This is a genomic window from Actinoplanes sp. NPDC020271, assembly GCF_044388125.1.
GTDB lineage: Bacteria > Actinomycetota > Actinomycetes > Mycobacteriales > Micromonosporaceae > Actinoplanes.
This window is the reverse complement of the sequence record NZ_JBIRWQ010000003.1, coordinates 579,713-603,448: the sequence shown is the minus strand read 5'-3', so window position 1 is coordinate 603,448 and position 23,736 is coordinate 579,713. Positions and strand designations below refer to the sequence as shown.

The following is a 23,736-nucleotide window of genomic DNA, read 5'->3' as shown; positions in this document are numbered from 1 at the left end:
TCAACCCGCCCAGGACGCACAGGCGGAACAGCCCGACCTCGGGGAGCAGCCCGGCACCCCGCCGCTGGCGCGGACCACGCTGGACCGCGCCGCTCACCGCCGTAAGGACGATGCCTGGCTGGCCGAGGCCTGGCCCCGCGGCCGGGTCCTGGTGGTCGACCTGGCCCAGGGCGGCCGGGCCCTGGTCACCGAGCGGGCCGACGGCGGCGCCGAGCTGGTCCTGGTGCCGTCCGCCGACGCGCCGGAGGCGGAACGCTGGTTCCTCGGGGAGGACGCCGACGGCACCCCGCTCTGGACCATGGACGCCACGCCGCCGCCGGCCGAGGGCGCCCGCGCGGTGACGTTGCGGGAGGTCGGGCACCTGCTCGACGCCCGTGACGCCGGGATCTTCACGGCCGCCGCGGCGCTGGCCAACTGGCACGCCAGCCACAAGTTCTCGCCGCGCTCAGGCAAGCCCACGGTCGCGGTCGAGGCCGGCTGGGCCCGGGCCGACCCCGACGGCAAGCTGATGTGGCCGCGCACCGACCCGGCGATGATCGTGGTCGTGCACGACGGCGTGGCCGGTCCGTCCGGCCGCTGCCTGCTCGGCCACAATTCCGGCTGGGGCCGCGGCGCCGACGGGCTGACCCGTTTCTCCTGTCTGGCCGGTTATGTCGAGCCGGGCGAGTCGGCCGAGGCCGCGGTCATCCGCGAGGTGGCCGAGGAGGTCGGCATCAAGATCAGTTCTTTGCGGTACGAGGGCAGCCAGTCCTGGCCCTACCCGGGCTCGCTGATGCTCGGCTTCCTGGCCACCGCCGACCCGTCGCAGGAACTGCGGCTGGATCCGGAGGAGATCGACGAGGCGCACTGGTTCACGCGGGAACAGATCGCCAAGATGATCGCCGGAGGCTTCGTCCACCCGGACTCCGGCGTCCCGATGAGCCTGCCGATGCGGTCCTCGATCGCGTTCTACCTGATCGACAAGTGGCTGGACGCCGGTGCCCAAGATCACTCATAAACGTCTGATCAGAGAATTTCTCGTTTAGGAGGCAACCTGGGTACCGTCCCGGTGCGTCAGACTTACAAAGACGAGAGGGGATCCGATGACCCAGGTGGAAGCGCCGGCGTGGACGCCGATGTCCGCGGAGGAGCGGGAGGCGTTCGACCGCGACGGTTACATCGTCGTGCCGTCGGTGCTGAGTGAGAGCGAGATCGAGGCCGGTCGGGCCGCGATCCTGGGGTACTACGAGAAGGCCAAGGCCGAGGGCAAGCTGAGCGCGACCGGCGCCCTGCACCAGCTCTCGCCGATCGCCTACGTGCCCGAGCTGGCTTTCCTGCTCGATCACCCCAAGGCTTTCAAGTACATCTGGTCGCTGCTCGGGTGGAACATCCACGTGTACCACTCGCACATCGACGTGCACCCCCAGCTGCACGAGAAGCAGAAGGAATGGTGGCACTGGCACCAGGACGGCGGCCGGCAGAACCGGGAGATCGAGACCGATCCCCGTCCGATGCTGTCCGTGAAGCTGGCCTACTGGTTCTCCGACGTGAGCGAGACCGGCCGGGGCAACTTCACCGTCCTGCCCGGCAGCCACAAGACCAACTGGCTGCCCGGCCCGCCGAGCCGTGGCGTCCCGTGGCCGCAGCCCGAGGGTGCTGTCCAGATCACCGCGAACCCGGGTGACCTGGTCGTGTTCGACCGCCGCATCTGGCACGCCCGGTCGGACAACTACTCCGACATCACGCGTGTCGGCGCGTTCTTCGGCTACACGCCGCGGTGGATCGCCATCCGCGACGAGAACACCGAGCTGCCGAACACGCCGGCCTGGGCCGACCTGAACCCCGTTCAGCAGCAGCTGCTCGGTGCGTTCGGCAACGGTGACGGTGACCACCAGTGGGGTCACTACCCGGAGAGCACGCCGCTCTACGGCGCGCTCAAGGAGCGGGGCCTGCTCGACTCCAGCATCCCGGCTCTCATCCCGTGATGTTCTGAGCAACGGAAAAGGGGCCGTCCGGAAGGACGGCCCCTTTTCGTTTCGTCGAGCGGTACGCGGCGGAGTCAGGCGCCGATCGTGGCGAGATGCTGCTTGACCTGCACGATCGACGGGTTCGTCAGGGCCGAGCCGTCGTCGAACTTCAGCGTCGGCACGGTCTGGTTGCCACCGTTCACGCTGCGCACGAATGCGGCCGAGGCCTCGTCCTGCTCGATGTCCACCACGTCGTAGGCGATGCCTTCCCGGTCGAGCTGGCTCTTCAGCCGGTGGCAATACCCACACCAGGACGTCGAGTACATGGTCAGCATCGGTCAGGGCTCCTTCGAGACAGGTCACACGGCGGTGCGGCTGAAAAGCACAACGCCCCGGCGGGGTGTCATGATTCCCTACCGTGCGGACTGAAGCGGTGCTGGCCGGGCTCGACCCGGATCAGCGGACGGCGGTGACGGCCCCGGCCGGTCCGGTCTGCATCCTGGCCGGCGCCGGCACCGGCAAGACGCGGGCGATCACCCACCGCATCGCGCACCGGACGCTCTCCGGCGAGATCAACCCGCGGCACGTGCTGGCGGTGACGTTCACCGCCCGGGCCGCCGCGGAGATGCGCGCGCGGCTCACCGCCCTCGGCGCCGGCGGGGTCCAGGCACGTACGTTCCACGCCGCCGCGCTGCGCCAGGTGCGTTACTTCGCCGCCCGCCTGCTCGAGGGCCGCGGCATGCCCGAGCTGATGGAGAGCAAGGTCCGGGTGGTCGGTCTGGCCGCCGCCCGCGCCGGGGTGCGCGCCGACCGTGCCGTCGCCCGTGACCTGGCCGGCGAGATCGAGTGGGCCAAGTCCTCCCTCGTCGAGCCGTCGGAGTACGCCGTTGCCGCCGCCAAGGCGCTGCGTGAGCCCCCGTTCGAGCCGGACCGGGTGGCCGAGGTGTTCGCGGCCTACGAGTCGCTCAAACGCCGTCAGGGCGTGATCGACTTCGAGGACCTGCTGCGCGCCGCGGTCTGGGGCATCGAGGAGCACCCGGACGTCGGCGACCAGATCCGCGCGCAGTACCGGCACTTCGTCGTCGACGAGTACCAGGACGTGAACCCGCTGCAGCAGCGGCTGCTGGAGGCGTGGCTGGGCGGCCGGGACGACCTGACCGTGGTCGGCGACGCCAGCCAGACGATCTACTCGTTCACCGGGGCGAGCTCGTCGCACCTGATCGACTTCCCGCGGAAGTGGCGCGGCGCGACCGTGGTGCGCCTGGTTCGCGACTACCGGTCCACCCCGCAGGTGGTCGGGCTGGCCAACGCGGTGATCCGGCAGGCCCGCGGGACCGAGGCGAAACTGCGGCTGGAGCTGGAAGGGCAACGGCCGGCCGGCCCCGAGCCCGAGCTCAAGATCTTCCCGGACGAGCCGGGGGAGGCGAACGCGGTGGCGCGGCGGTGCCGTGAGCTGATCGCGGCGGGCACCCCGGCGAACGAGATCGCGGTGCTCTTCCGGACCAACGCGCAATCCGAGGCGTACGAGGAAGCCCTGGCCGAAGCCCAGGTGCCGTACGTCGTCCGGGGCGCCGACCGGTTCTTCGAACGTGCCGAGGTGCGGCAGGCGATGGTCGCCCTGCGCGCCGCCGTACGTTCCACCCCGGGCGAGACCCCGCTGGTCGAGGCGGTCGTCGAGGGGCTCGCGGCGACCGGCTGGAGGCGGACGCAACCACCGCCCGGCGGTGCCGCCCGTGAACAGTGGGAGGCGCTGGCTGCCCTGGTCACTCTGGCCGAGGAGTACGCGGCCGAGCCGGAGATCCTGCCGATCGGCGAGGCCGGCCGGGTGCAGCGCGAGGTCACCCTCACCGCGTTCAACGACGAGCTCCTGCGTCGCGCCGAACAGCAGCACGCGCCGACCGTGGCCGGGGTCACGCTGGCGTCGCTGCACTCGGCGAAGGGCTTGGAGTGGGACGCGGTGTTCCTGGTCGGGCTCGCGGACGGGACACTGCCCACGACGTACGCGAAAAGCTCTGAGCAGTTGGAGGAGGAGCGTCGACTCCTCTATGTCGGCGTGACCCGGGCCCGCCGACTGCTGTGGCTCTCGTTCGGCCAGTCGCGGGCGCCGGGCGGCCGGACCAGGCGGCCGTGCCGTTTCCTGCCACAGCTGGAACGCTCCGGCGGTAGCTATTCGCGGACCGCTGCCGAGCCCAGTCGGAAACCCGACCGCCGCCCGCCCAAGGTGTCGTCCTGCCGGATCTGCGGGTCGACTCTGCTGGCCGGGGCCGACCGCAAACTGGGTCGCTGCCCGACCTGTCCGTCGGACATGGACGAGGACCTTTTCGAGCGACTCCAGACGTGGCGGGCGAGCACCGCCGCGGAGCTGAAAGTTCCTGCGTACGTCGTCTTCACCGACGCCACCCTGGTAGCCGTCGCCGAACGTCGACCGACCGATCCGGCCCAGCTGCTGGCAATCGCCGGAATCGGGCCCCGCAAGCTGGGCCAGTACGGCGACGCGGTCTTCGCTCTCGTGGGCGGCGCGAGCCCCGATGATCTTGGCCGAAAAAACTTTGAAAACTAGTCCGTTAATTCGTTTGCCCTCTCCTGTAGGGCAGGCATAGCCTCAGAACACACCTTGCCGGGGGAACTTTCCCAGGCGAGTCCGAACTACGAGTGCAGGTAATTGGAGGAGGTGGCAGTCATGAGGATCAACACCACGCTGATGCGCGCATCGCTGCTGCCGTCCGTTGCCTGTGCTCCGTCCTCGCCGCTGCCCGTCGCCGCTCCGTCGGCGCTGCTGGCCGCTGCGCGGGTTCTGGCTCCGCAGGCGCACCAGGTCGTCAGCCAGCCCCAGGCCGAGCTGGGCAAATGGGCTGCCGAGCGCGTGCTCGTCGGAATCAATGGCACCACTGGCTTCAAGGGCGACGACTCCATCTCCAGCAAGCGCTACACGGATGGTGGCAGCGGCACCCCGCCTCGAGGAAGGCCGGTCTGACAGACCAGACCTCCGGCTCACCTCGAGGCCGCGGAACCCCTAACCGGGATCCGCGGCCTCAATTGTTTTCCGGCTCACCAGCCGGTGCACGACCCGAGGAAGACGATCCAGAAGATCGCGAGAAAGAGAGAGGTGACCGGGCTTTATGAGTCTGGCGCTGGCCCCGATCGACATCACCGTCGACATCGAGGCGAACCTGCCCTGTCGGAAGTTCGACCCGGACCTGTGGTTCTCCGACTCCCCGGCCCAGCTGGAGCTGGCCAAGTCGCTCTGCGGGGACTGCCCGCTGCGCGTCGAGTGCCTCGCCGGCGCGGTGGAGCGGAGCGAGCCCTGGGGTGTCTGGGGCGGCGAGATCTTCGAGCGTGGCGCCGTCGTGCCGCGCAAGCGGCCGCGTGGCCGTCCGCGTAAGGCGGACGTGGCTCGCGACGCCGAGCTCGCTGTCGAGGTCGAGGAGCGGCTCGCCGCGAACGGTCTCGACTCCCGCAACAGCGTGCGGCTGGCGGCCTGAGATGACCGTCCTGACCCGCCCCGAACCCGATAGCCGAATGACGAGCACCGAAAACGTACGTCCGAATGGAGCCACCAAAGTGAGACTTATCCACGAAGCGTTGTCGAGGGCTCGAATGCGTCGGCCTCAGAGTGACCGTGCACCTGAGGCTTACCGATCCGCCCGCCGCATCGCCATGGAAGGCCGCAAGCAGGCCGCCCGTGAACTCGGCGTCGGTGGTTACTGAACCCCGAAATAGACCCGCTACCTGGGAAATGACGAAAGCCCGGCCGTTCTCGCGGCCGGGCTTTCGCTGTTGCGGTTGACTTCGGTCGGTCGAGCTCGCCGTTGCCGTTCGCTTCGGTCGGCTGGGCTTTCGCCGTTGCCGTTCGCTTCACGCGGGCGGGGCGAAGCCCGGCAGCCACTCCTCCAGGATCCCCCGGTACTCCGCCTCTGCCTCCAACTGGCAGAGCACCGCGATCGAACCCAGCGTCACCCGGTGGATCATCAGGTACGACGGGGGCAGGTTGAGCTTGCGGCCGAGCTGGTAGGCCGGGGACCTCGGGTTCGCGATCCGGGTCGCCTCGCCGCGCAGCCAGCTGCGGGTGAAGCGGAACCGCTCGACCGCCACCGGCTCGATCATCGGACGCAGGAAAGACAGCACCGCTTTCGCGTCGATCTTCTCGTCCCGCCGGATGAAGCCCTCGTCGCGCAGCCCGTCGGCGACCCCCTCGGCGTCACCGTCCAGGGCCAGCCTGACCAGCCGCCCGATCGGCTCGGGGTGCCCCTCGGGAAGGCGGGCGACCGCGCCGAAGTCGATCACGCCGAGCCGCCCGTCCGGCAGGATCCGGAAGTTGCCCGGGTGCGGGTCGGCGTGCAGCAGCCCGGCCCGGGCCGGCGCGGAGAAGTGCAGGAGCGCCATCAGCCGGCCGGCCTCGTCGCGCTCGGCGACGCTGCCGTCGGCGATCACACTGGCCAGCGGGGTGCCCTCGACCCACTCGGTGACCAGCACCCGCGGGGCGGAGGCCACCACCCGGGGCACGAAGATGTCCGGATCGTCGGCGAAGGCGTCGGCGAAGGCGCGCTGCGTCTGCGCCTCCATCTCGTAGTCGAGCTCCTCGACGACCCGCTCGTGCAGCTCGGCGAGGAGCGGCTTGACGTCGATGCCAGGCTGCATGATCTTGAACATGCCGGCCAGGCGGGAGAGCTGCTTCAGATCCGCGACCAATGCCTCGCCGGCACCCGGATATTGCACCTTCACCGCGACCGGCAGCAGCTTGGGCTTGCCGTTCTTCCGGGCCGGCGGCAGTTTCCACACCGCGCGGTGCACCTGGCCGATGCTGGCGGCGGCGGCCGGGCTGTCGTCGAACTCGGCGAACTGATCCCGCCAATCCGGCCCGAGCTGCTCGGCGAGCGCCTTGTGCACGTTGGCCACCGGCATCGGCGGGGCGGCCTCCTGCAGCTTCGTCAACGCCTGCCGGTAGGGCCCGGCCATCTCGTCGGGCAGGGCCGCCTCGAACACCGACAGCGCCTGGCCGAACTTCATCGCCCCGCCCTTGAGCTGGCCCAGCACGCTGAACAGCTGCTCGGCGGTGCGCTGCTGGATGTCCGCGGAGATGACGTCGGCGGCGATCCCGACAGCCCGCTTGCCGAGACCAAGGGCGGTGCGGCCGGCGAAGCCGAGGGGCAGGGCGGCCAGCTTGGCTGTCCGGGAGGCCGCGCGGCGCGGTATGTCCGTCACCAGATCATTGTGACCGACGGACGGGCCTAACTCGGGCGGTCGAGCCCGGGTTTGCCAGGTTATGCGACAAAGGTTCGATTGAGGATCCACACTTCCTCCACACTTCGGGACGCGGCACCCACTTCGGTGCGGCACCCAGAAACGGCTGCGGTCCGAACCGAAAGCCGGCCCACGCCCACGAAAGCCGGGCCCACGAAAGCCGGGGCGCGCCACGACCCGGGGCGTGCGCTTGCGATCCGACCGGCGGGCGCACGCACCCCTCCGAGCCGGCCCAGCATCGGCTCAGCAGCTCGGGCGTCCTTCGATCGGTCAAGCCGCGGCTCAGCGGCTCGGTGGGCGACGTGAACGGCGCCGGCAGGCACAGCTCGGGTGCGGTGGCCAGGTGCGCCGCCGCGCCCTTCCCGGCGCGCTGATCTCCACCGTCATCCCGAGCGTCTCCGGCACCCCGCCGTCCAGGAACGTCAGCACCTCGGCCGTGGCGAAACCGGTCGCGGTCAGGACGGTCGCGACGGCGCACGGCTCCGCGGCGTCCGGCCCCGGCGGGGCGGGTGCGCCCGGCCAGTCGGGGTCGCGATCCAGGCGATGCAGGTCGAGACAGTTCAGGCACGGCCCACCGAAGGCCGGCACGAACGGCCCGATGATCGCCACCCCGTCCCGGATCCGGACCGCCAGGTGCGGCTGTCGGCGACCGGCGTGCGCGGCGGCGACCAGCGCGGCCGGTTCGTCGTGGGCGAGCTGGACCACGAGGCTGGCCGGCCCGCGGCGGATCTCGCGCACGTCGGTGCCGGGCACGGCCCGGCTCACGGCCGCCGCCACCGCGGTGCGCAGCGGGCTGCCCAGATCGGGGGCCTGCAACGCACTGCCGGCCAGGTCACCGGGCCCGACCATGCCGGACAGGTCCGGGAAGACGTGACCGACGCCGGCCTCGGCGAGGGCCACCGCGACGGTCGAGCCGAGCCGTCCGCGACCGGTCAGGACGACCCGGGCGGCCCGGCGGCGTCGCAGGGCCCGGGCCGGTGACGAGATCGGCCCACCGGAGGCCGGTGACAGGGCCGGCCCGACGGTGGCCGGCGCGCTGAGTGCGAGAGCGGCTGCCTCACCGGCGAGCCGGCGTCGCTCGGCGCTGGGCAGCCCGGCGGGCAGCAGGGCCGACGAGGGCAGCACGAGGCCGGCCTGGTGCAGGAGGTCGACGAGTTCCCGAGCCTCGTCAGGAGCGATGCCGAGCTCGGCGGCGTGCAGAAGGACCTGCCGCTCGGGCCGGTTGCCGTCGAGCAGGTCGAGAACCCGCGCCAGGCGGGGATCGGGCAGCTCCAAACGCACCGCGTGGGCCGGGTCGAGCCCGAGTTGCAGCTCGACGGGCCCCCGCCAGACCCGGGCGAGCCCCGGGATCAGGGTGGGCCGGGGCAGCGGGACGCGTGGCGGCGTAGGAGGCTTGCGAGTCATGAGTGACAGGTTGTCACTGTGAGGCTGCGGAGAGAGTTGTTTATCCACAGGCTCACGGTTCGCCCCGCAGCGTTATCCACAAGCAGGGGCGAGTTATCCACAGGTGGTGCCGGATGACTCAACGTGCTCACGCGGACACGGTTACGGTCCGCCCGGGGAGGATGGCCGGCGTGGCCGGCCTCCCCGGTGCGACCGTCAGCTGGCCGGCTTGGCCTTGCCGAGAATCCGGTTCATGGTGGTTCCACAGACCGGGCACTTGCCCTTGGCCATGTTCATGCCGGTCTTGGAGACTTCCACGTTCCCCTGGAAGTCACGCTTCTCCTTGCACTTGACGCAGTAGCCGTTGTACGTGGTGTCGGCCACGGTTCCTCCTCGTTCGTGTCGTCGGCCGCTGGGCCCCGTGCCTGTTCGCGGCGACGGGCGCGAACCTGTCTGCGGCGCTGGGCCGCCATGTGGCGTGGCCCCGTCCGGGGCGTGGACTTACCCAGGTCAGGCCGTTTCCATGTCAGCGCAGTGTCAGCGGTGTCACTGACGACGTGAGTGTGCCCGTCCGGAGTGCCCTTTTCGTACAGATTTGCCGGGACACGCCGACGATTGGCTTCATAAGGGCACGAAAGGGACGTGAGCCCCGAGTAGTCGACTGAGTCGAAGATGGTCTAGGTTGACGGCTGTCTCAGATGTTGCGGCTGGGGAAAATTTTTTCGGGTATATGCGGACGAACCAGCCGTATTCCGTGACAGTCATTGGGCGTACTCTTGCGGTGACCAGGGTCTCCCGGTTTAGCGTCTCAACGTGAACCCGAATCTGGGCCGCGCGAGCCGGTAATGGCCCGCGTGCGCAAGCCTGTCGTGGAAGTGCGGCGCAGTCAGCGCCGGCGCAGGACGGTGTCCGCGTACCGCGACGGAGAGCGCGTGGTCGTGCTCATCCCGGACCGGTTCTCGCGCGCCGAGGAGACCGAGTGGGTCGAACGCATGCTCGCCCGGCTGGCTGCCCGTGAGGAACGTCTCAGGTGCACCGACACCGAGCTGCTCAACCGCGCCCGCCGGCTCACCGCGCGCTACCTGGCCGATCACGCCGACCAGGTCGCCCCGGCCAGTGTGCGCTGGGTGACGAACCAGAACGGCCGCTGGGGCTCCTGCACCCCCGACGACGCCACCATCCGGATCTCGCACCGGATCCAGGAGATGCCCGACTGGGTGATCGACTACGTGGTGCTGCACGAGCTCGCCCACCTGGTCGTGCCCAGCCACAACGCCCGTTTCTGGGAGCTGGTCGACCGCTTCCCGAAAGCCGAGCGCGCCCGTGGCTACCTGGAAGGCGTCTCCGCCGCAGGCTCGCTGGTGATGGCCGAATAACGGCCTACGGCTGCGCCGCGCCGGTTACGCTCGGTGCAAGATCCGCTGCCCGCTGCCCGCTGCCCGCTTTCTGGCGCCTTCGGCGGATTGGCGCGTACGGCATGAGCGTTGTCCACACCAGCGCGTTGTCCACAGGCCGTCGGCGCGATGGCGGCCTTTTTCGCTAGCGTTGTCGCCCGAGGTGGTGGCGCCCCCCAGGGAGGGTGGGCCGTGTAGTTCGGCGGCTGCCGATGATCGGTCGACTTGTCTCGCGCGGCTGGCTGGGGTGCGCTCGGCTGAGTGCGGTGCGCCGTGACTTAAGGCGGTGCGCGGTTCAGCGTGGTGTGTGCGGCTCGGTGCGCTGCTCGGCCGGCGCGGCGTGCGCGCCTGAGTTCGGTGCGCGGCGCTGAGTAGGGTGTTTCTGTGACGCGGCGTGTGGTGGTGGCGATGCTGGTCCCGGTGTCGTGGAGTCCGCCGGGGGTGGAGCTCGCCGCGTGGCGGGCCGCCCTCGCCGAGGACGTCGTCGACCTGCTCGCTCGTCTCGCGCAGGCCGAGGCCGCGATCGCGACGACACCGGCTGACCGCTCGCTCGCCGAGGAGGTCGCCTGGCCGGGCATGCGGATCTACGAGGTGCCACGGGTGACGGTGCTTCCGGTGCTGGCCGCTGCCGCCGCGGACGGCTTCGATCAGGCCGCCGTGATCGCGGGCGATGCTCCCGACGTACCGGGAATGATCTTGGGAAAGCTTTTGCGGCCGCTGGAGAGCAAAGCGGTGGCGGTCGCGCCCGCCGGTCCCGGCACTGGGGTGCTCGGCGTCGCGACGAGCCTGCCGGCGCCCGGGTGGCTGGCCGACCATGATCTCGACGAGGCCACCGCGCAGCGGCTGCGCAGGACCGCCCCGGCACCCGGCGACGTCACGTCGACCCCGCCGTGGCGCCGCCTGCGCGGGCCTGCCGACCTGGCGACGCTGGATGTCGCTCTGGAGGGCTGGGACAACACCCGGGCGCTGCTCGGCGGCTGAGCCCGTGTCGGGTTCCCGCTGGCGGCGTACAGGAAAAAGGCGGTGCCGGAGTGGCACCGCCTCGAGGCTCGAAGCGGCCTTTACTTCTCCTGGTCCTCCGGACCGGGCTCGGGGTTGCCCTCGAGCCCCTCCAGCTCGCTGATGTCCCAGTCGGACTGGCTGCGGGCGAAGACCTCGGGGTGCGCGAAGTCGTCGTCGGTCGGCAGCAGGTCCGGGTGGTCCCAGAGGGCGTCGCGGCCCGCTGCCCCGCGCTGCTCGGCGACCGCGGTCCACAACGCGCCGGCCTCGCGCAGGCGGCGGGGCCGCAGCTCCAGGCCGACCAGCGCGGCGAAGGTCTGCTCGGCCGGACCGCCGGCAGCGCGGCGGCGCCGGAACGCCTCGCCCAGCGCGGCCACCGACGGCAGCCGGTCGCCGGCCGCGTCGTCGACCACGTGACCGACCCAGCCCTCGACCAGCGCCAGAGCCGTCTCCAGGCGGGCCAGGCTGGCCTTCTGCTGCGGCGTGTCCTCCGGCGTGAAGATGCCTTCGAGCGCCATGGCCTGCATCGACTCCGGATCGGTCGGGTCGACGCGGCTCATCGCCTCCTCGATCGCCTCACGATTCACGGTGATGCCATTGGCGTACGTCTCGACGGCGTTCAGCACGTGGGCCCGCAACCACGGGACGTGCCCGAAGAGTCGCTGATGGGCGGCCTCGCGCAGGGCCACGTAGAGCCGGACCTGGTCCTCGGGGAGCTCGAGACCCTCGCCGTAGGCCTTGATGTTGGCGGGGATCAGCGCGGCGGTGCCGGCCGGGCCGAGCGGGAGGCCGATGTCGCCGGCCGAGAGCACCTCGGCCGCGAGCTGGCCGAACGCCTGGCCGAGCTGGCCGCCGAAGAGCGCTCCGCCGAGCGTGGCGACCATCGACTGCATCGGGCCGAGCTGGGCCCGGGCCTCCTCGGGCACCAGGTCGCCCATGGCGCCCACCATGCGGCCGGCGATCGGCTCGCACAGCTTCTTCCAGACGTCCAGGGTGTTGTAGATCCACTCGTTGCGGTTCCAGGCGACTGCCTTGTGGATGCCGGTGGGCAGCGAGCAGACCGGGTCGAGCCAGAGGTCGGCGAGTCGCAGAGCCTCCTCGACCTGATGGCGCTCATGCATGTTCACCGCCGGGTCACCGCTGGCCGAGAGCTGGCTGGCGGCGACCTGCCGGGCCAGGTCCCAGTTGACCGGGCCACTGCCGGGGGCAGCGAACATCTGCTGCAGCTGCGCCATGAACTGCTGCATCTGCTGCGGGTCGGAGGGGTCGGGCGGCTGTGCGCCCGGCAGGGAGAAGCCGAACGGGATATCGGGCACGACCCCACGGTACGCGCGAAATGCTCGTAGCGGACTGATGGAGGTGTCAGCTCAGAGAGAACTCAGACGGGGTGGGTAGTCTCACGCGCATGAGACGACGCGGTGTCACCGTCATCCTGGGCGCCCTGGTAACTGCCCTGCTGGCCGCCGGTGTCATGATCTCCGACCTGCCGTACGTGGTTCTCACGCCCGGCCCGACGGTGAACACGCTCGGTTCGGCGCAGGGCACCGAGGTGATCCAGGTGTCCGGCGCGAAGACCTCGTCGTCGACCGGTGAGCTCCGCCTGACCACCGTCAACGTGCAGTCGAAGGTCGAGCTGGTGCAGGCCGTGCAGGGCTGGCTGAGCGGCGAGGACGCGGTGGTCCCGCGTGAGCTGATCTACCCGCCGGACCGCAGCGAGCAGCAGGTCCAGGAGCAGAACGCGCAGGAGTGGAAGCAGTCGCAGACCAGCGCCGAGACGGTGGCGCTGCGCGAGCTGGGCTACCCCGTGCAGACGTACGTGCGGAAGGTCACCAAGGACGGCGCCGCGGTCGGCAAGCTCCAGGAGAACGACGTCGTCACCTCGATCGGCGGCACCGCCGTGACCGGGCCGACGCAGCTCACCGAGCTGGTCCGGGCGAAACCGGCCGGCACCGCGCTGGCGGTCGGCTACACGCGCGACGGCAACGCCGGCACCGTGGAGGTCACCACCAAGGCCGGTGACGACGACAAGAAGACGCCGCGTCTGGGCATCGAGATCGACACCAAGCAGCCGCACCCGTTCACCATCAAGATCGATCTGGACAAGATCGGCGGCCCCAGCGCCGGCCTGATGTTCTCCCTGGGCATCATCGACAAGCTCCGCGACGAGGACCTGACCGGCGGAAAGGTCATCGCCGGCACCGGCACGATCGACGACGACGGCAACGTGGGGCCGATCGGTGGCATCCCGCAGAAGCTGAACGGCGCGAAGGCGGCCGGCGCCAAACTCTTCCTGGTCCCCAAGGACAACTGTGCGGAAGCGCTGCGCAACGCGGTCTCCGGCCTGCCGATGGCGAAGGTGGCCACCGTGGACGACGCGCTCACCGCACTCAAGACATTCACATCGGGTGGCACCCCGACACCGTGCTCGGCATCATGACCACTGGCAGTGACCGGAGATCGTAAGGTGAGTCACCGGCCCGACGAAGTGTGGAGCCAACGTTGGTAATGCGTAATAGTCCCTTACCGAGGATGAGCCGGCGCGGTCGCGTCACCGTCGGCGTCCTGGTCGGGGTCTTCATACTTTTCACGTTGCTCGGTTGGGGCATCGACGCGTACACGGATTATCTGTGGTTCTCCGAGGTTCAGTTCACCCAGGTCTTCTCCGGGGTGCTGGTCACCAAGCTGCTGCTGTTCCTGGCGGTCGGCGCGGCGATGGCCCTGATCGTGGGCGCCAACCTCTACCTGGCCTACCGCCTGCGTCCGCTGCTGCGGCCGCACTCGCAGGAGCAGGCCACGCTGGAGCGCTACCGGATGGTCCTCGCGCCCCGGCTCGGCACCTGGATCACCGTGATCAGCCTCATCATCGGCTTCTTCGCGGGTCTGTCCGCGCAGAGCCGGTGGACCGACTGGATGCTGTTCCGCAACGGTGGTGATTTCGGGCAGACCGACCCGCAGTTCAAGGTGGACATCGGGTTCTACGTCTTCGACTACCCGCTCCTGCGCTACCTGCTCGGCGTCGCCTTCACGGCGGTGGTGTTGTCCGTGCTGGGTTCGCTGGCCGTGCACTACATCTTCGGCGGCGTGCGCCTGCAGGGCGTCGGCGACCGGATGACCACCGCCGCGCGGGCGCACCTGACCACGCTGGTCGCGGTGTTCGTGCTGCTCAAAGCCGTGGCGTACGTGTTGGACAGGCGAGCCCTGCTGCTGGAGCAGCACGTCTCCCCGGGGCTCTACGGCGCCGGGTACACCGACGTCAACGCGCTGCTGCCGGCCAAGGAGATCCTGGCCTACATCTCGATCGTGGTCGCTGTGGCGATCATCGTCTTCTCCAACGCGGTGATGCGGAACCTGGTGTGGCCGGGCGTCTCGCTGGCGCTGCTGGCCATCTCGGCCGTGGCGATCGGCGGCATCTACCCGCTCGCGGTGCAGAACTTCCAGGTCAAGCCGAGCCTGTCGGACAAGGAGCGCCCGTACATAGAACGGGCGATCAACGCAACCCGGGACGCGTTCGCGCTGACCGAAACCACGCCCACGTCGTACACCCCGGTCACGAACGCGGACGGCACCACACCGCCGCCCGCCGGCCTGGCCGACGACACCAGCGCGCAGAACGTGCGCCTGATCGACCCGCAGCTGGTCTCGCAGGCGTTCACCCAGTCGCAGCAGTCCCGCAGCTTCTACGACTTCGGCGAGAAGCTGGACGTCGACCGCTACACGGTCGACGGCAAGACCTCCGACTACGTGGTCGGCGCGCGCGAGATCAACGACGACAAGCTCTCGGCGCAGCAGCGGAACTGGCTGAACCGGCACACCGTCTACACCCACGGGTACGGCCTGGTCGCGGCGCCGGCCAACAAGATCTGCCAGGGCACCGGGTATCCGTACTTCGTCTCCGGCTTCCTCGGTGACAGCGGTTCCGGCGGCTGTTCCCAGCCGGTCAAGGAGCTCGAGGCCCAGCAGCCGCGGATCTACTACGGCGAGCAGTCGACGGAGTACGCGATCGTCGGGCAGACCGACAAGAACAAGAACGTCGAGTTCGACCGCCCGCAGGGCACCGAGAAGGACGCCAAGGAGATCAACTACACGTACGACGGCAAGGGTGGCGTCGCGGTCGGCTCGGTCTTCCGCCGGCTGGTCTTCGCGATCAAGAACACCGAGAGCAACTTCCTGCTCTCCGACCGGGTCAACGCCGCGTCCAAGGTGATGTACATCCGGACCCCGCGCGAGCGGGTGGAGAAGGTCGCGCCGTTCCTGACTGTGGACGGCGACCCGTACCCGGCGCTGGTCGACGGCAAGATCGTGTGGATTCTCGACGGTTACACGACCGCGCAGACCTACCCGTACGCGCAGAAGATCAACCTGGCCACCGAGACCCGGGACGAGCTCACCGGGACCGGCTCGTTCGCCCTGGCCCGGGACGACGTCAACTACATGCGCAACTCGGTGAAGGCCACCGTCGACGCCTACGACGGCACGGTGAAGCTCTACGAGTACGACGACAAGGACCCGGTCCTCAAGGCCTGGAACAAGGCCTTCGGCGGACACCTGATCGTCCCCAAGGCCGACACCCCGGCCGACCTGAAGGCCCACTTCCGGTACCCGGCCGACATGTTCAAGGTGCAGCGCAACCTGCTCACCAAGTTCCACGTCCAGGACCCGCAGGCGTTCTTCACCGGTGACGACTTCTGGCAGGTGCCGAACGCGCCGGACGCGCCGCAGAGCGGGGTCAAGCAGCCGCCGTTCTACCTGAACGTCAAGCTGCCCGAGCAGAGCGAGACCACGTTCCAGCTGACCTCCGGGGTGACCCCGATCAACCGGGACAACATGGCCGCGCTGATCTCCGGGTCGTACGACAAGGACGGCAACCCGAAGCTGCAGGTGCTCAAGTTGCCCAGCAACGCGGTGACACCCGGCCCGGTCCAGGTGCACCGCCTCATGGTCAACAATGCGAGCATCTCGCAGCAACTCTTCGGCCTCAACCGCAACGGCCAGGCCACCGTGCTGTACGGCAACCTCATCTCGTTGCCGCTCGAGGACAACATCCTGTACGTCGAGCCGGTCTACGTGAAGAGCACCCAGGCCAACGCGCCGCCGCAGCTGCAGAAAGTGCTGATGTCGTACGGGGACGGCTCCAACGCCGTGCTGGCCGACAACCTCACCGACGGCCTGAAGGCGCTGGCCAAGCTCAGCAAGCCGGGCACCGGCAACACGGGCACCGGCACCACGCCGCCGACGAACACGCAGCCGACCACCCCGCCGACCCTGTCCGGCGGACTGGCCCAGGCCGCCGCCGACGTGGACACGGCCATCGAGAAGCTGCGCAACGCCCAGAAGTCCGGTGACTTCGCGGCCCAGGGTCAGGCGCTCAAGGAGCTCGACGAGGCCATGACCCGTTTCCAGCAGGCCCAGGCGGCCGGTTCGCCGACGGCCCCCAGCGCGGGTCCGTCGACCGCCCCGTCCACCCCGGCGTCCGCCGTCCCGTCCCCGAGCGCGGGTGGCTGACCTGCACTGATGCTGCCTCCGGGGGCTGTTTTGCAGCCCCCGGAGGCAGTGCGCTAGGCTTTACCCATACCGACGCGGGGTGGAGCAGCTCGGTAGCTCGCTGGGCTCATAACCCAGAGGTCGCAGGTTCAAATCCTGTCCCCGCTACGAGGGATAGAGGGCCCCTGTTCGCGGAAAGCGCGAACGGGGGCCCTCTTCGCATTTCTGCTCAGGGGGCCGAGCCCCCTGAAACCCCGCGTTACGGATTCTTGCGGTGGGTGCGTGGTTGGGCTTTGACGAGCTGCGCCTTTGGAAGCCCGGGTTGTGGATTCTTGCGGTGGGTGCGTGGCTGGGCTTGGTGAGCTGTGCCTTTGAGAACCCGGTTGTGAATTCTTGCGGTGGCTGCGTGGCTGCGTGGCTGGGGGCTTCGCTTCGCTCGCTGGTGTGGGCTGGGGGTTGGCCGGCTGCGCTTTTTATTGAGGGAGGGAAATTTGGCTTAAGGGAGGTAAAGGGTTTATGTCCTTATTGGGGTGGTTACTTAGAGGGCTTTTAGGGTTGCTTACGGCTAGGGTTTTGGCTGTTTGGGTGAGGGGGAAATTGCTCTGCGTGTAAGTGGAGAAAAGTGTGCGAGGTAATGCTGTTTGAGGGATGACAAAGGGATATGGATCTGCACAGAATGCCGAGTCGGCTTCTCTGTGTGTGGGCGTCCTCAGTCCCCGGGGAACCGGCCTCTGCCACCCGCCAGGAGCGGGCCGTTACCTGAAAGAGGTGCACTACGTCATGCTCGGAACACGAGGACGACGCTGGGCGCATGCCACCCTGGCTGCCGTTGCCGGCGGGGCGCTGCTGATCGGCTCTGCCGCTCCCGCCGCCGCTGACGAGGCGACCACGGGCGTCCCGCGGAGCGTGAATAACAGCTCGGTCAGTCTGCTGCTGGACGGCAAGACCGTGAACACCAGCGGGATCGCGCTGGAGATCAAGGGCGAGAAGGAGGCTGTTCCGGCCTTCTGCATCGACTTCCACACCCCGCTGGGCACGGACCAGTCGTACACCGAGGGCACGTGGAACGAGTCCGAGGTCAAGAATCTGGCCAAGGTGCAGTGGGTGCTCGCCCACAGCTACCCGAACGGTGACTCGGCCGCGCTGCTGAAGGCGGCCGGTGTGACGGTCCCGGCCGGGGCCGACAGCAAGAAGCTGCTCTACTTCGGCACCCAGACCGCCATCTGGTACTTCAGCGACAACGTCACGCTGGATGCCTGGAACTCGGAGGGGCTGGGCGACAAGGACCAGTACGCGGTCATCAAGGGTGTCTACGACTACCTGACGACGCATGCGACCGACCAGCCGGAGCCGGCCGCTCAGCTGACCGTCAGCCCCGCCGGTGCGGCCGCGAAGGTCGGCGAGAAGGCCGGTCCGTTCACGGTTGCCGGCCCGGCCGGTGACGTGAAGGTCGCCGTCACCGGTGGCTCGGCGGTGGACGCCGCCGGCAAGCCGGTCACCACGACCACCAACGGCGGCCAGTTCTGGCTGACCGCGACGGAGGCCGGCAAGGTCGCCGTCAAGCTGACCGCCGAGGAGTCCGTCTCGTTCGGCCGGGTCTTCCTGTTCAGCGGGGGCAAGGACCAGCACCAGAAGCTGATCCTGGGCTCCAGCACCGGCAAGACCGTGACCGCGGGGGCCGAGGCGACCTTCACCTCCACTCCGGCCACCACCGCCTCGTCCTCGGCGCCGGCGACCAGCACCTCGTCCGCTTCGACGCCGCCGGCCACCGGCAGCCCGTCGGAGAGCGCTTCGGAGAGCCCGTCGGCCGCCGTCCCGGCCACGAGCACCTCGCCGACCTCCGGTGGGGCGCTGGCCCTGACCGGTTCGGCGACCGGCCCGGTCATCGGCGGCGGCGCGCTGCTGCTGATCGTCGGCGCCGGCCTCATGCTGATGGTCCGCCGCCGCCGGACCCGCTTCACCAGCTGATGCGTTTCTGCTGACCCGAGGTCGGCCGATCTGACGACAATGGCCCGAACCGCTGCGATTTGCGGTTCGGGCCATTGCCGTTTCCAGGAACGAAACCGGCGGACGGGCCGTCATCCACCCCGGAAACCCTTCATCGGCGTACGTCATGAAGTGATCTTCAAATGGCGACTGTGGACCGTAAGTCCGATTTCGTGCACATGAACTAGCTGCTCAGCGGCCCCGTCCAGGGCGATTTAAGTACGCATTGACGTCCGATGAACATTGAAGAGTTCCTAAGCGAAGGGTTAGGGTGGCCGGACTGGACACAGGAGATCAGCGGCGTGGGAGGATATCGCACAGACCCCAGGTGAATGATGCCCGAAATGGGTGCGGGAATGGGTTCGTGCGCCGCCGCGGTCGAGTGTGTTCGACTTCGGGGAGGGACGCATCGAGATGCGTGGAGCACGCGAATTCATCACCTGTGGTGTCCTGGCGGTCCTGGTTCTGTTCGGGGCGTCGGCGGTCGATCCGGTGACCGCCGCGGCCGGGAGCCTGCCGGCCGCCGCCGAGCAGGACGTGCACGAGCATGCCGGGGGCGCGGACGACAGCCTCGAGCACCTGGAGTACGACCTGGCCGGCACGCCGATGTCCGAGATCGAGAAGCAGACCGCGGCGAACGCGGCGCGGATCCAGAAGGCGACCGGGCGGCGGCCCGGCCTGGCGCCGTTCAAGGCGAACGCGGTCGCCGATCCGGGCGTCTCCGGGACGTGGAGCCCGGTGGTGAACACGCCGGTGGTCCCGGTCTTCCAGGCGGTCCTGCCGAACGGGAAGGTGCTGATCTGGGACTCGGTCGGGGACGATGCCGCCGAGTCGTACCCGACGCACAACTTCACCCGGGTGATGCTCTGGAATCCGGTCGACAACACGTACAAGCGGGTCGACCTGCAGGGCACCAACATCTTCTGCGCCGGGTTCGCGCACCTGGCGAACGGCAACATCCTGGTGGCCGGGGGAAACCTCAACTCCAAGCTGGAGGGGACGCTCACCACGTACGTCTTCGTGTGGCAGGAGGAGCGCTGGAGCGTCGGCCGGCTGATGGCGGCCGGGCGCTGGTACCCCTCGGTCACGGAGAATGCCCAGGGTGAGGGCGTGATCGTCGGCGGTGGCCCGGCGACCGCGGAGGTCTTCGGGACGGACAACCGCCTCCGGTCGCTCACCGGTTTCACGAAGTACAGCGCGCGGCTCTACCCGTTCCTCGGCTCGCGGCCGGACACCCAGGTCGGGCTCTACGGCCCGTCGACGACCGGGTACACGATCAACACCTCGGGTACGGGCGTGGTCACCGCGACCACCACGCGGGACTCGATCAACCGTGACTACGGGAGCTTCGCGACGTACGACGTCGGTAGGACGCTCGTCGTCGGGGGCGGCAACGTGACCGAGAACGGTCAGGCCAACGTACCCACGAAGACGTCCGTCATGATCGACACCAACCCGTGGAACACGCCGGTCTACACCGCCGCGGCGTCCATGTCGACGGGCCGGCGGCAGGCCAACGCCACCCTGCTGGCCGACGGCAAGGTGCTGGTCACCGGCGGGATGAGCACGGAGGCCAACGGCGGCGGGTTCGACCTGGCCCACGCGGTCACGGCGGCCGAGGTGTGGGATCCGGTGACCGGCCAGTGGACGACGCTGGCCGGTGCGAGCCGCGTCCGGCAGTACCACTCGACGGCCGCGCTGCTGCCGGACGGCCGGGTCATCACCGGTGGGGGCGGCGTCTGCGGTGGCTGTGTGGCCGCGGGCTATCTGGAGAAGAACGTGGAGTACTTCACGCCGCCGTACCTCTACAAGAAGGACGGAAGCGGGCAACTCGCCGACCGCCCGGTGATCTCCGGTGCGCCGGCCACGGTCGGGATCAACACCGCGTTCACCGTCACCTCCCCGCAGGCGGCGACCGTGGCGAAGGTCGCGCTGGTCGGGCTCAGCGACGTGACGCACGGCCAGGACCAGGGGCAACGCTACATCCCGCTCAGGTTCTCGAAGTCCGGCACGACGCTGACCGTCACCGGCCCGCAAACCGGCGGGGTGGCGCCGCCCGGCTACTACATGCTCTTCATCGTCGGCGCCGACGGGGTGCCGTCGGTCGCCAGCATGGTCAACGTCGGCAAGAACATCCGCCCGTTGATGAACGCGGTGAAGAACAGCACCGGCCGCTGCCTCGACGTGCCGTTCTCGTCCACCACGGTGGAGACCTACCTGTGGACCTACGACTGCAACGGCGGCGCCGCGCAGTCGATGACCTGGCTGCTCAACGACCGGTCGATCCGGGTCCAGGGCAACTGCGTCGACGTGCCGTTCGGGAACTACGTCGCGGGCCAGCGGGTCTGGACCTTCAGCTGCAACGCCAGCAACCCGCAACGGTGGACGTTCTACCGCGACGGCACGATCCGGCCGTCCACCGTGTCCACGGTGTGCCTGGCCACCGCGTCGGCGTCGAACCAGGCCCAGGTCCGGCTGGCGGCCTGCGACGGTGCCGCGCTCACGAAGTGGACGTGGTAGCGGGCCGATCGCCGTGCGGGCCGTAGAGATGCAGGACCTCCGCGGCCCGCTCACCGGCGGCACCGAACCAGTGCGGCTCGGCGGAGTCGAAATCCGCCGTGTCACCCGGCTGCAGCAGCAGCTCACGGTCACCGAGCAGCAAGCGGACGTCCCCGGCGAGAACATAGAACCAGGCGTGCCCCGGGTGGGTGACCAGCCGCGTCGGTGCCGGGCTCGGCCCGAGGATCTGTTTGAAGACCTGAAGACGATGGGGGTACGTCGTCAGCGGCACCACCACGCTCGGATTCCCGGTCCGTTGATCGTGGCGGTGCGGCGTCAGGTGAGCGCGGGGATCGCCCGTGGGCGGCGCGCCGATGAGATGGTCGAGCGCCATCCGATGCGTTTGCGCCAGCGGGATCAGCAGGTCGAGCGTGGGCCGGCGCCGGCCGGACTCCAGCCGCGACAGCGTGCTGATCGACAGCCCGGTCACGGCGGCAAGCGCTTCCAAGGTCTGGCCGCGCTCTTGCCGGATCCGGCGCAGGCGCGGGCCGATGCCGTCGAGCAGCGCGGCCAGGGTCGGGTCCATCGGACCAGTTTGCGGTCTTCGCAAATTTCCTGGTAGCGGGAGGTGCCACGCAGCCACGATCCCGGTGTGAGAGACAAGACGCGTCAATGGGTGGTAATGGCGATCTGCTGTACCAGCATCTTCCTGGTAGGGCTGGACACGACGGTCGTCAACGTGGCGCTGCCGTCGATCGGGCGGGAGTGGCACCTCGGCGTCCGCGAGCTGGAGTGGACTGTCGATGCCTACACGCTGGTGCTGGCCGGCCTGCTGATCACCTCGGGTGCGCTCGCCGACCGGGCCGGTCGGCGGCGGGTCTTCCAGCTCGGGCTCGTGCTGTTCGCGGCCGGGTCGGCCGGGTGCGCGCTCGCGCCGGGCTGGGAGGCGCTGGTAGCGGCGCGGGTCGTGCAGGGCGTGGGCGGGTCGATGCTCAGCCCGGTCGCCCTGGCCATCGTGGTGACTATGATCACCGATCCGCGGGAACGGGCGAAGGCGATCGGGATCTGGGCGGCGGTCTTCGGGCTCAGCATGGCGGCCGGTCCGGTGCTCGGGGGCGCGCTGATCAGCGGCCCGGGCTGGCGGGCGGTCTTCGGGGCGAACCTGCCGATCATCGCGGTGGTTCTCGTGCTCACCGCCGTCCTCGTCCCCGAGTCGCGCGCACCGCGGCCACGCCGGCTGGACCTGCTCGGCCAGGCCCTTCTCATCGCGCTGATCACCGCGGTGGTCACCCTCCTCATCGAAGGGCCGCGGGCGGGTTGGTGGTCCCGGTTCGCGATCAGCGCGTACGTCGTGATCGTCCTGCTCCTGATCTTGTTCGTCCGGGTCGAGGCGCGCCGGGCCGAACCGTTGATGGACCTGCGGCTGTTCCGGCGGCTCCCGTTCACCGCCGCCGTGAGTGGTGCTGTGGTGACCTTCGTCGCGCTGAACGCGGCGCTCCTGCTCGGCACCCTCTACCTGCAGCAGGGGCGTGGTCTGGACCCGCTCGCGGCCGGCCTGGTGACGTTGCCGATGGCGGTGGCCGCGACCGTCTGCGCGCCGCTCTCCGGATATCTGGTCGGCCGGGCCGGACCGCGCCTGCCGCTGCGGCTGGCCGGGGCGAGCACCGCGTCCGGTGGCGCCCTGCTCGTCGTGCTCGGCGATCACCCCGGGCTCCCGCTGCTGCTGACGGCGTATCTGCTGATCGGGGCCGGGGTCGGGTTCGCCAACGCGCCGATCACCAACACCGCGGTCAGCGGGCTGCCGCCGGAACGTTCCGGGGTGGCCGGCGGCATCGCCTCGACCGCGCGTCAACTGGGTGCGGCGCTCGGCATCGCGTTCGCCGGCGGTTTGGTCGCGGACACCGAACCAGCCGGTCTGGCCGTCGCGATCCGCCCGGGCTGGGCTGTCGTCGCGGTCTGCGGCGCGGCGTTGCTGCTGGTGGCGCAGGTTTCGCCCAGGTGGCCGGGGCCAGGTGCTCGGCGAGGACGGCCAGGTGGGTCTTGCGAGCCTCGGCCCAGCGCTGCCGCCCGGCCGCGGTGATCTCGACGAAGACGCCGCGGCGATGCTGGGCGGCGGGTTCGCGTTCGGGTTCAGCTCGATCATGGCCCAGGCGACCGACGGCATCGACGACTCGGAACAAGGACTGGCCTCCGGGCTGGTGCAGTCGTCCGGCCAGGTCGGGACGGCCTTGGTGCTGGCCGTGGTGACCGCGCTGGTGGCGTCGGCGACGACAGCGGCCTCCGGGGACTTCACGCCGTTCCGGCCCGGGGTCAACCCGGTCACCGGGCGTCCGGCCGCATCACCGGGCCCCCGGCGGCATCGCCCGGGCCCTCGGCTGCCTTGCCGGGCACTTGGTAAAGGGCCGGTGACCTGCGGATCAAGGGCAAAGCTGACCCGGCTGCAAGGGGGTCCGGACGACGAGCTAAGCTTTACCCATACCGACGCGGGGTGGAGCAGCTCGGTAGCTCGCTGGGCTCATAACCCAGAGGTCGCAGGTTCAAATCCTGTCCCCGCTACGAGGGATAGAGGGCCCCTGTTCGCGGAAAGCGCGAACGGGGGCCCTCTTCGTATATCTGCTCAGGGGGCCGAGCCCCCTGAAACCCCGCGTTACGGATTCTTGCGATGGGTGCGTGGCTGGGCTTGGTGTTTGGCTGGGCTTGGTGCGTTGGGGCTTTGAGGGCCGGTCTTGCGGTGGGTGCGTGGCTGGGCTTGGTGTTTGGCTGGGCTTGGTGCGTTGGGGCTTTGAGGGCCGGCCTGGCGGTGGGTG

Annotated in this window: 18 protein-coding genes and 2 tRNA genes; 14 read left to right on the top strand and 6 right to left on the bottom strand. The window is 69.6% G+C overall.

The features are described from left to right. Window positions 1-64: 64 nt before the first annotated feature. Window positions 65-997 (top strand): NAD(+) diphosphatase, encoded by a 933-nt coding sequence (nudC, locus tag ACH442_RS10090; RefSeq protein ID WP_396337616.1) that lies wholly within the window; start codon window positions 65-67, stop codon window positions 995-997. An 85-nt stretch (window positions 998-1,082) separates the two neighbouring features. After that, entirely contained in the window at window positions 1,083-1,964 is an 882-nt protein-coding gene (locus ACH442_RS10085; protein ID WP_396337576.1) for a phytanoyl-CoA dioxygenase family protein, read from the top strand. Between the two features lie 74 nt (window positions 1,965-2,038). On the opposite strand, the gene ACH442_RS10080 is transcribed toward ACH442_RS10085, so the two are convergent. Further along, on the bottom strand, window positions 2,039-2,281 hold the full coding sequence (locus ACH442_RS10080; protein WP_396337575.1) for a mycoredoxin: 243 nt from the start codon (window positions 2,279-2,281) through the stop codon (window positions 2,039-2,041). Window positions 2,282-2,364: 83 nt separating this feature from the next. On the opposite strand from ACH442_RS10080, the gene ACH442_RS10075 reads away from it, so the two are divergent. The 3 genes from ACH442_RS10075 to ACH442_RS10065 all read left to right on the top strand — a co-directional run bounded on the left by ACH442_RS10075 (window position 2,365) and on the right by ACH442_RS10065 (window position 5,428). After that, window positions 2,365-4,506, top strand: a complete 2,142-nt coding sequence (locus ACH442_RS10075; RefSeq protein WP_396337574.1) for an ATP-dependent DNA helicase UvrD2 — start codon at window positions 2,365-2,367, stop codon at window positions 4,504-4,506. A 120-nt stretch (window positions 4,507-4,626) separates the two neighbouring features. Further along, a complete protein-coding gene (locus ACH442_RS10070) occupies window positions 4,627-4,920 on the top strand; it encodes a hypothetical protein (protein ID WP_396337573.1) in 294 nt (97 codons plus the stop codon). A gap of 145 nt (window positions 4,921-5,065) precedes the next feature. Beyond that, the gene (locus ACH442_RS10065; RefSeq protein ID WP_014694550.1) at window positions 5,066-5,428 is read left to right on the top strand and encodes a WhiB family transcriptional regulator; all 363 of its coding nucleotides are present in this window, start codon (window positions 5,066-5,068) and stop codon (window positions 5,426-5,428) included. Window positions 5,429-5,801: 373 nt separating this feature from the next. Here ACH442_RS10065 and ACH442_RS10060 read toward each other — a convergent pair whose 3' ends face one another. The 3 genes from ACH442_RS10060 to ACH442_RS10050 form a co-directional block, all read right to left on the bottom strand. Continuing rightward, window positions 5,802-7,148 (bottom strand): ABC1 kinase family protein, encoded by a 1,347-nt coding sequence (locus tag ACH442_RS10060; RefSeq protein ID WP_396337571.1) that lies wholly within the window; start codon window positions 7,146-7,148, stop codon window positions 5,802-5,804. Window positions 7,149-7,469: 321 nt separating this feature from the next. Next, entirely contained in the window at window positions 7,470-8,591 is a 1,122-nt protein-coding gene (locus ACH442_RS10055; RefSeq protein WP_396337570.1) for a hypothetical protein, read from the bottom strand. Window positions 8,592-8,786: 195 nt separating this feature from the next. After that, window positions 8,787-8,954 carry a DUF5679 domain-containing protein gene (locus ACH442_RS10050; protein WP_189328568.1) on the bottom strand — a complete coding sequence of 56 codons (168 nt, stop codon included), beginning with the start codon at window positions 8,952-8,954 and terminating at the stop codon, window positions 8,787-8,789. Between the two features lie 461 nt (window positions 8,955-9,415). Here ACH442_RS10050 and ACH442_RS10045 point away from each other — a divergent pair, with 461 nt between their 5' ends. Together ACH442_RS10045 and ACH442_RS10040 are read left to right on the top strand one after the other, a co-directional pair. Then, window positions 9,416-9,946, top strand: coding sequence for a M48 family metallopeptidase (locus ACH442_RS10045; RefSeq protein WP_396337569.1), 531 nt, complete (start codon window positions 9,416-9,418; stop codon window positions 9,944-9,946). Between the two features lie 402 nt (window positions 9,947-10,348). After that, complete coding sequence (locus ACH442_RS10040; protein ID WP_396337568.1) at window positions 10,349-10,945, top strand: hypothetical protein; 597 nt, start codon at window positions 10,349-10,351, stop codon at window positions 10,943-10,945. A gap of 80 nt (window positions 10,946-11,025) precedes the next feature. Here ACH442_RS10040 and ACH442_RS10035 read toward each other — a convergent pair whose 3' ends face one another. Then, complete coding sequence (locus ACH442_RS10035) at window positions 11,026-12,279, bottom strand: zinc-dependent metalloprotease (RefSeq protein ID WP_396337567.1); 1,254 nt, start codon at window positions 12,277-12,279, stop codon at window positions 11,026-11,028. 89 nt (window positions 12,280-12,368) lie between these two features. Here ACH442_RS10035 and ACH442_RS10030 point away from each other — a divergent pair, with 89 nt between their 5' ends. The 5 genes from ACH442_RS10030 to ACH442_RS10010 all read left to right on the top strand — a co-directional run bounded on the left by ACH442_RS10030 (window position 12,369) and on the right by ACH442_RS10010 (window position 20,950). Then, a complete protein-coding gene (locus tag ACH442_RS10030) occupies window positions 12,369-13,400 on the top strand; it encodes a PDZ domain-containing protein (RefSeq protein ID WP_396337566.1) in 1,032 nt (343 codons plus the stop codon). Between the two features lie 92 nt (window positions 13,401-13,492). After that, window positions 13,493-16,465: a UPF0182 family protein gene (locus ACH442_RS10025; protein ID WP_396337565.1), complete on the top strand. Its 2,973-nt coding sequence runs from the start codon at window positions 13,493-13,495 to the stop codon at window positions 16,463-16,465. Between the two features lie 73 nt (window positions 16,466-16,538). Further along, window positions 16,539-16,612, top strand: a tRNA-Met gene (locus ACH442_RS10020). A gap of 612 nt (window positions 16,613-17,224) precedes the next feature. Beyond that, on the top strand, window positions 17,225-18,412 hold the full coding sequence (locus tag ACH442_RS10015; RefSeq protein WP_396337564.1) for a thioester domain-containing protein: 1,188 nt from the start codon (window positions 17,225-17,227) through the stop codon (window positions 18,410-18,412). Between the two features lie 432 nt (window positions 18,413-18,844). Then, window positions 18,845-20,950: a galactose oxidase-like domain-containing protein gene (locus ACH442_RS10010; RefSeq protein WP_396337563.1), complete on the top strand. Its 2,106-nt coding sequence runs from the start codon at window positions 18,845-18,847 to the stop codon at window positions 20,948-20,950. On the opposite strand, the gene ACH442_RS10005 is transcribed toward ACH442_RS10010, so the two are convergent. Next, a complete protein-coding gene (locus ACH442_RS10005; protein WP_396337562.1) occupies window positions 20,931-21,515 on the bottom strand; it encodes a helix-turn-helix domain-containing protein in 585 nt (194 codons plus the stop codon). The genes ACH442_RS10010 and ACH442_RS10005 overlap by 20 nt on opposite strands. Before the next feature lie 66 nt (window positions 21,516-21,581). On the opposite strand from ACH442_RS10005, the gene ACH442_RS10000 reads away from it, so the two are divergent. Then, a complete protein-coding gene (locus ACH442_RS10000) occupies window positions 21,582-23,009 on the top strand; it encodes an MFS transporter (RefSeq protein ID WP_396337560.1) in 1,428 nt (475 codons plus the stop codon). 402 nt (window positions 23,010-23,411) lie between these two features. After that, window positions 23,412-23,485: transfer RNA gene (locus tag ACH442_RS09995), tRNA-Met, on the top strand. The last annotated feature ends 251 nt before the right edge of the window (window positions 23,486-23,736 follow it).

Coding starts and splice junctions, on each gene's coding strand:
- ACH442_RS10085 (WP_396337576.1), top strand. CDS start 1,083: ATGACCCAGGTGGAAGCGCCGGCGTGGACGCCGATGTCCGCGGAGGAG.
- ACH442_RS10080 (WP_396337575.1), bottom strand. CDS start 2,281: ATGCTGACCATGTACTCGACGTCCTGGTGTGGGTATTGCCACCGGCTG.
- ACH442_RS10070 (WP_396337573.1), top strand. CDS start 4,627: ATGAGGATCAACACCACGCTGATGCGCGCATCGCTGCTGCCGTCCGTT.
- ACH442_RS10065 (WP_014694550.1), top strand. CDS start 5,066: ATGAGTCTGGCGCTGGCCCCGATCGACATCACCGTCGACATCGAGGCG.
- ACH442_RS10055 (WP_396337570.1), bottom strand. CDS start 8,591: ATGACTCGCAAGCCTCCTACGCCGCCACGCGTCCCGCTGCCCCGGCCC.
- ACH442_RS10045 (WP_396337569.1), top strand. CDS start 9,416: ATGGCCCGCGTGCGCAAGCCTGTCGTGGAAGTGCGGCGCAGTCAGCGC.
- ACH442_RS10030 (WP_396337566.1), top strand. CDS start 12,369: ATGAGACGACGCGGTGTCACCGTCATCCTGGGCGCCCTGGTAACTGCC.
- ACH442_RS10025 (WP_396337565.1), top strand. CDS start 13,493: ATGAGCCGGCGCGGTCGCGTCACCGTCGGCGTCCTGGTCGGGGTCTTC.
- ACH442_RS10015 (WP_396337564.1), top strand. CDS start 17,225: ATGCTCGGAACACGAGGACGACGCTGGGCGCATGCCACCCTGGCTGCC.
- ACH442_RS10010 (WP_396337563.1), top strand. CDS start 18,845: ATGCGTGGAGCACGCGAATTCATCACCTGTGGTGTCCTGGCGGTCCTG.
- ACH442_RS10005 (WP_396337562.1), bottom strand. CDS start 21,515: ATGGACCCGACCCTGGCCGCGCTGCTCGACGGCATCGGCCCGCGCCTG.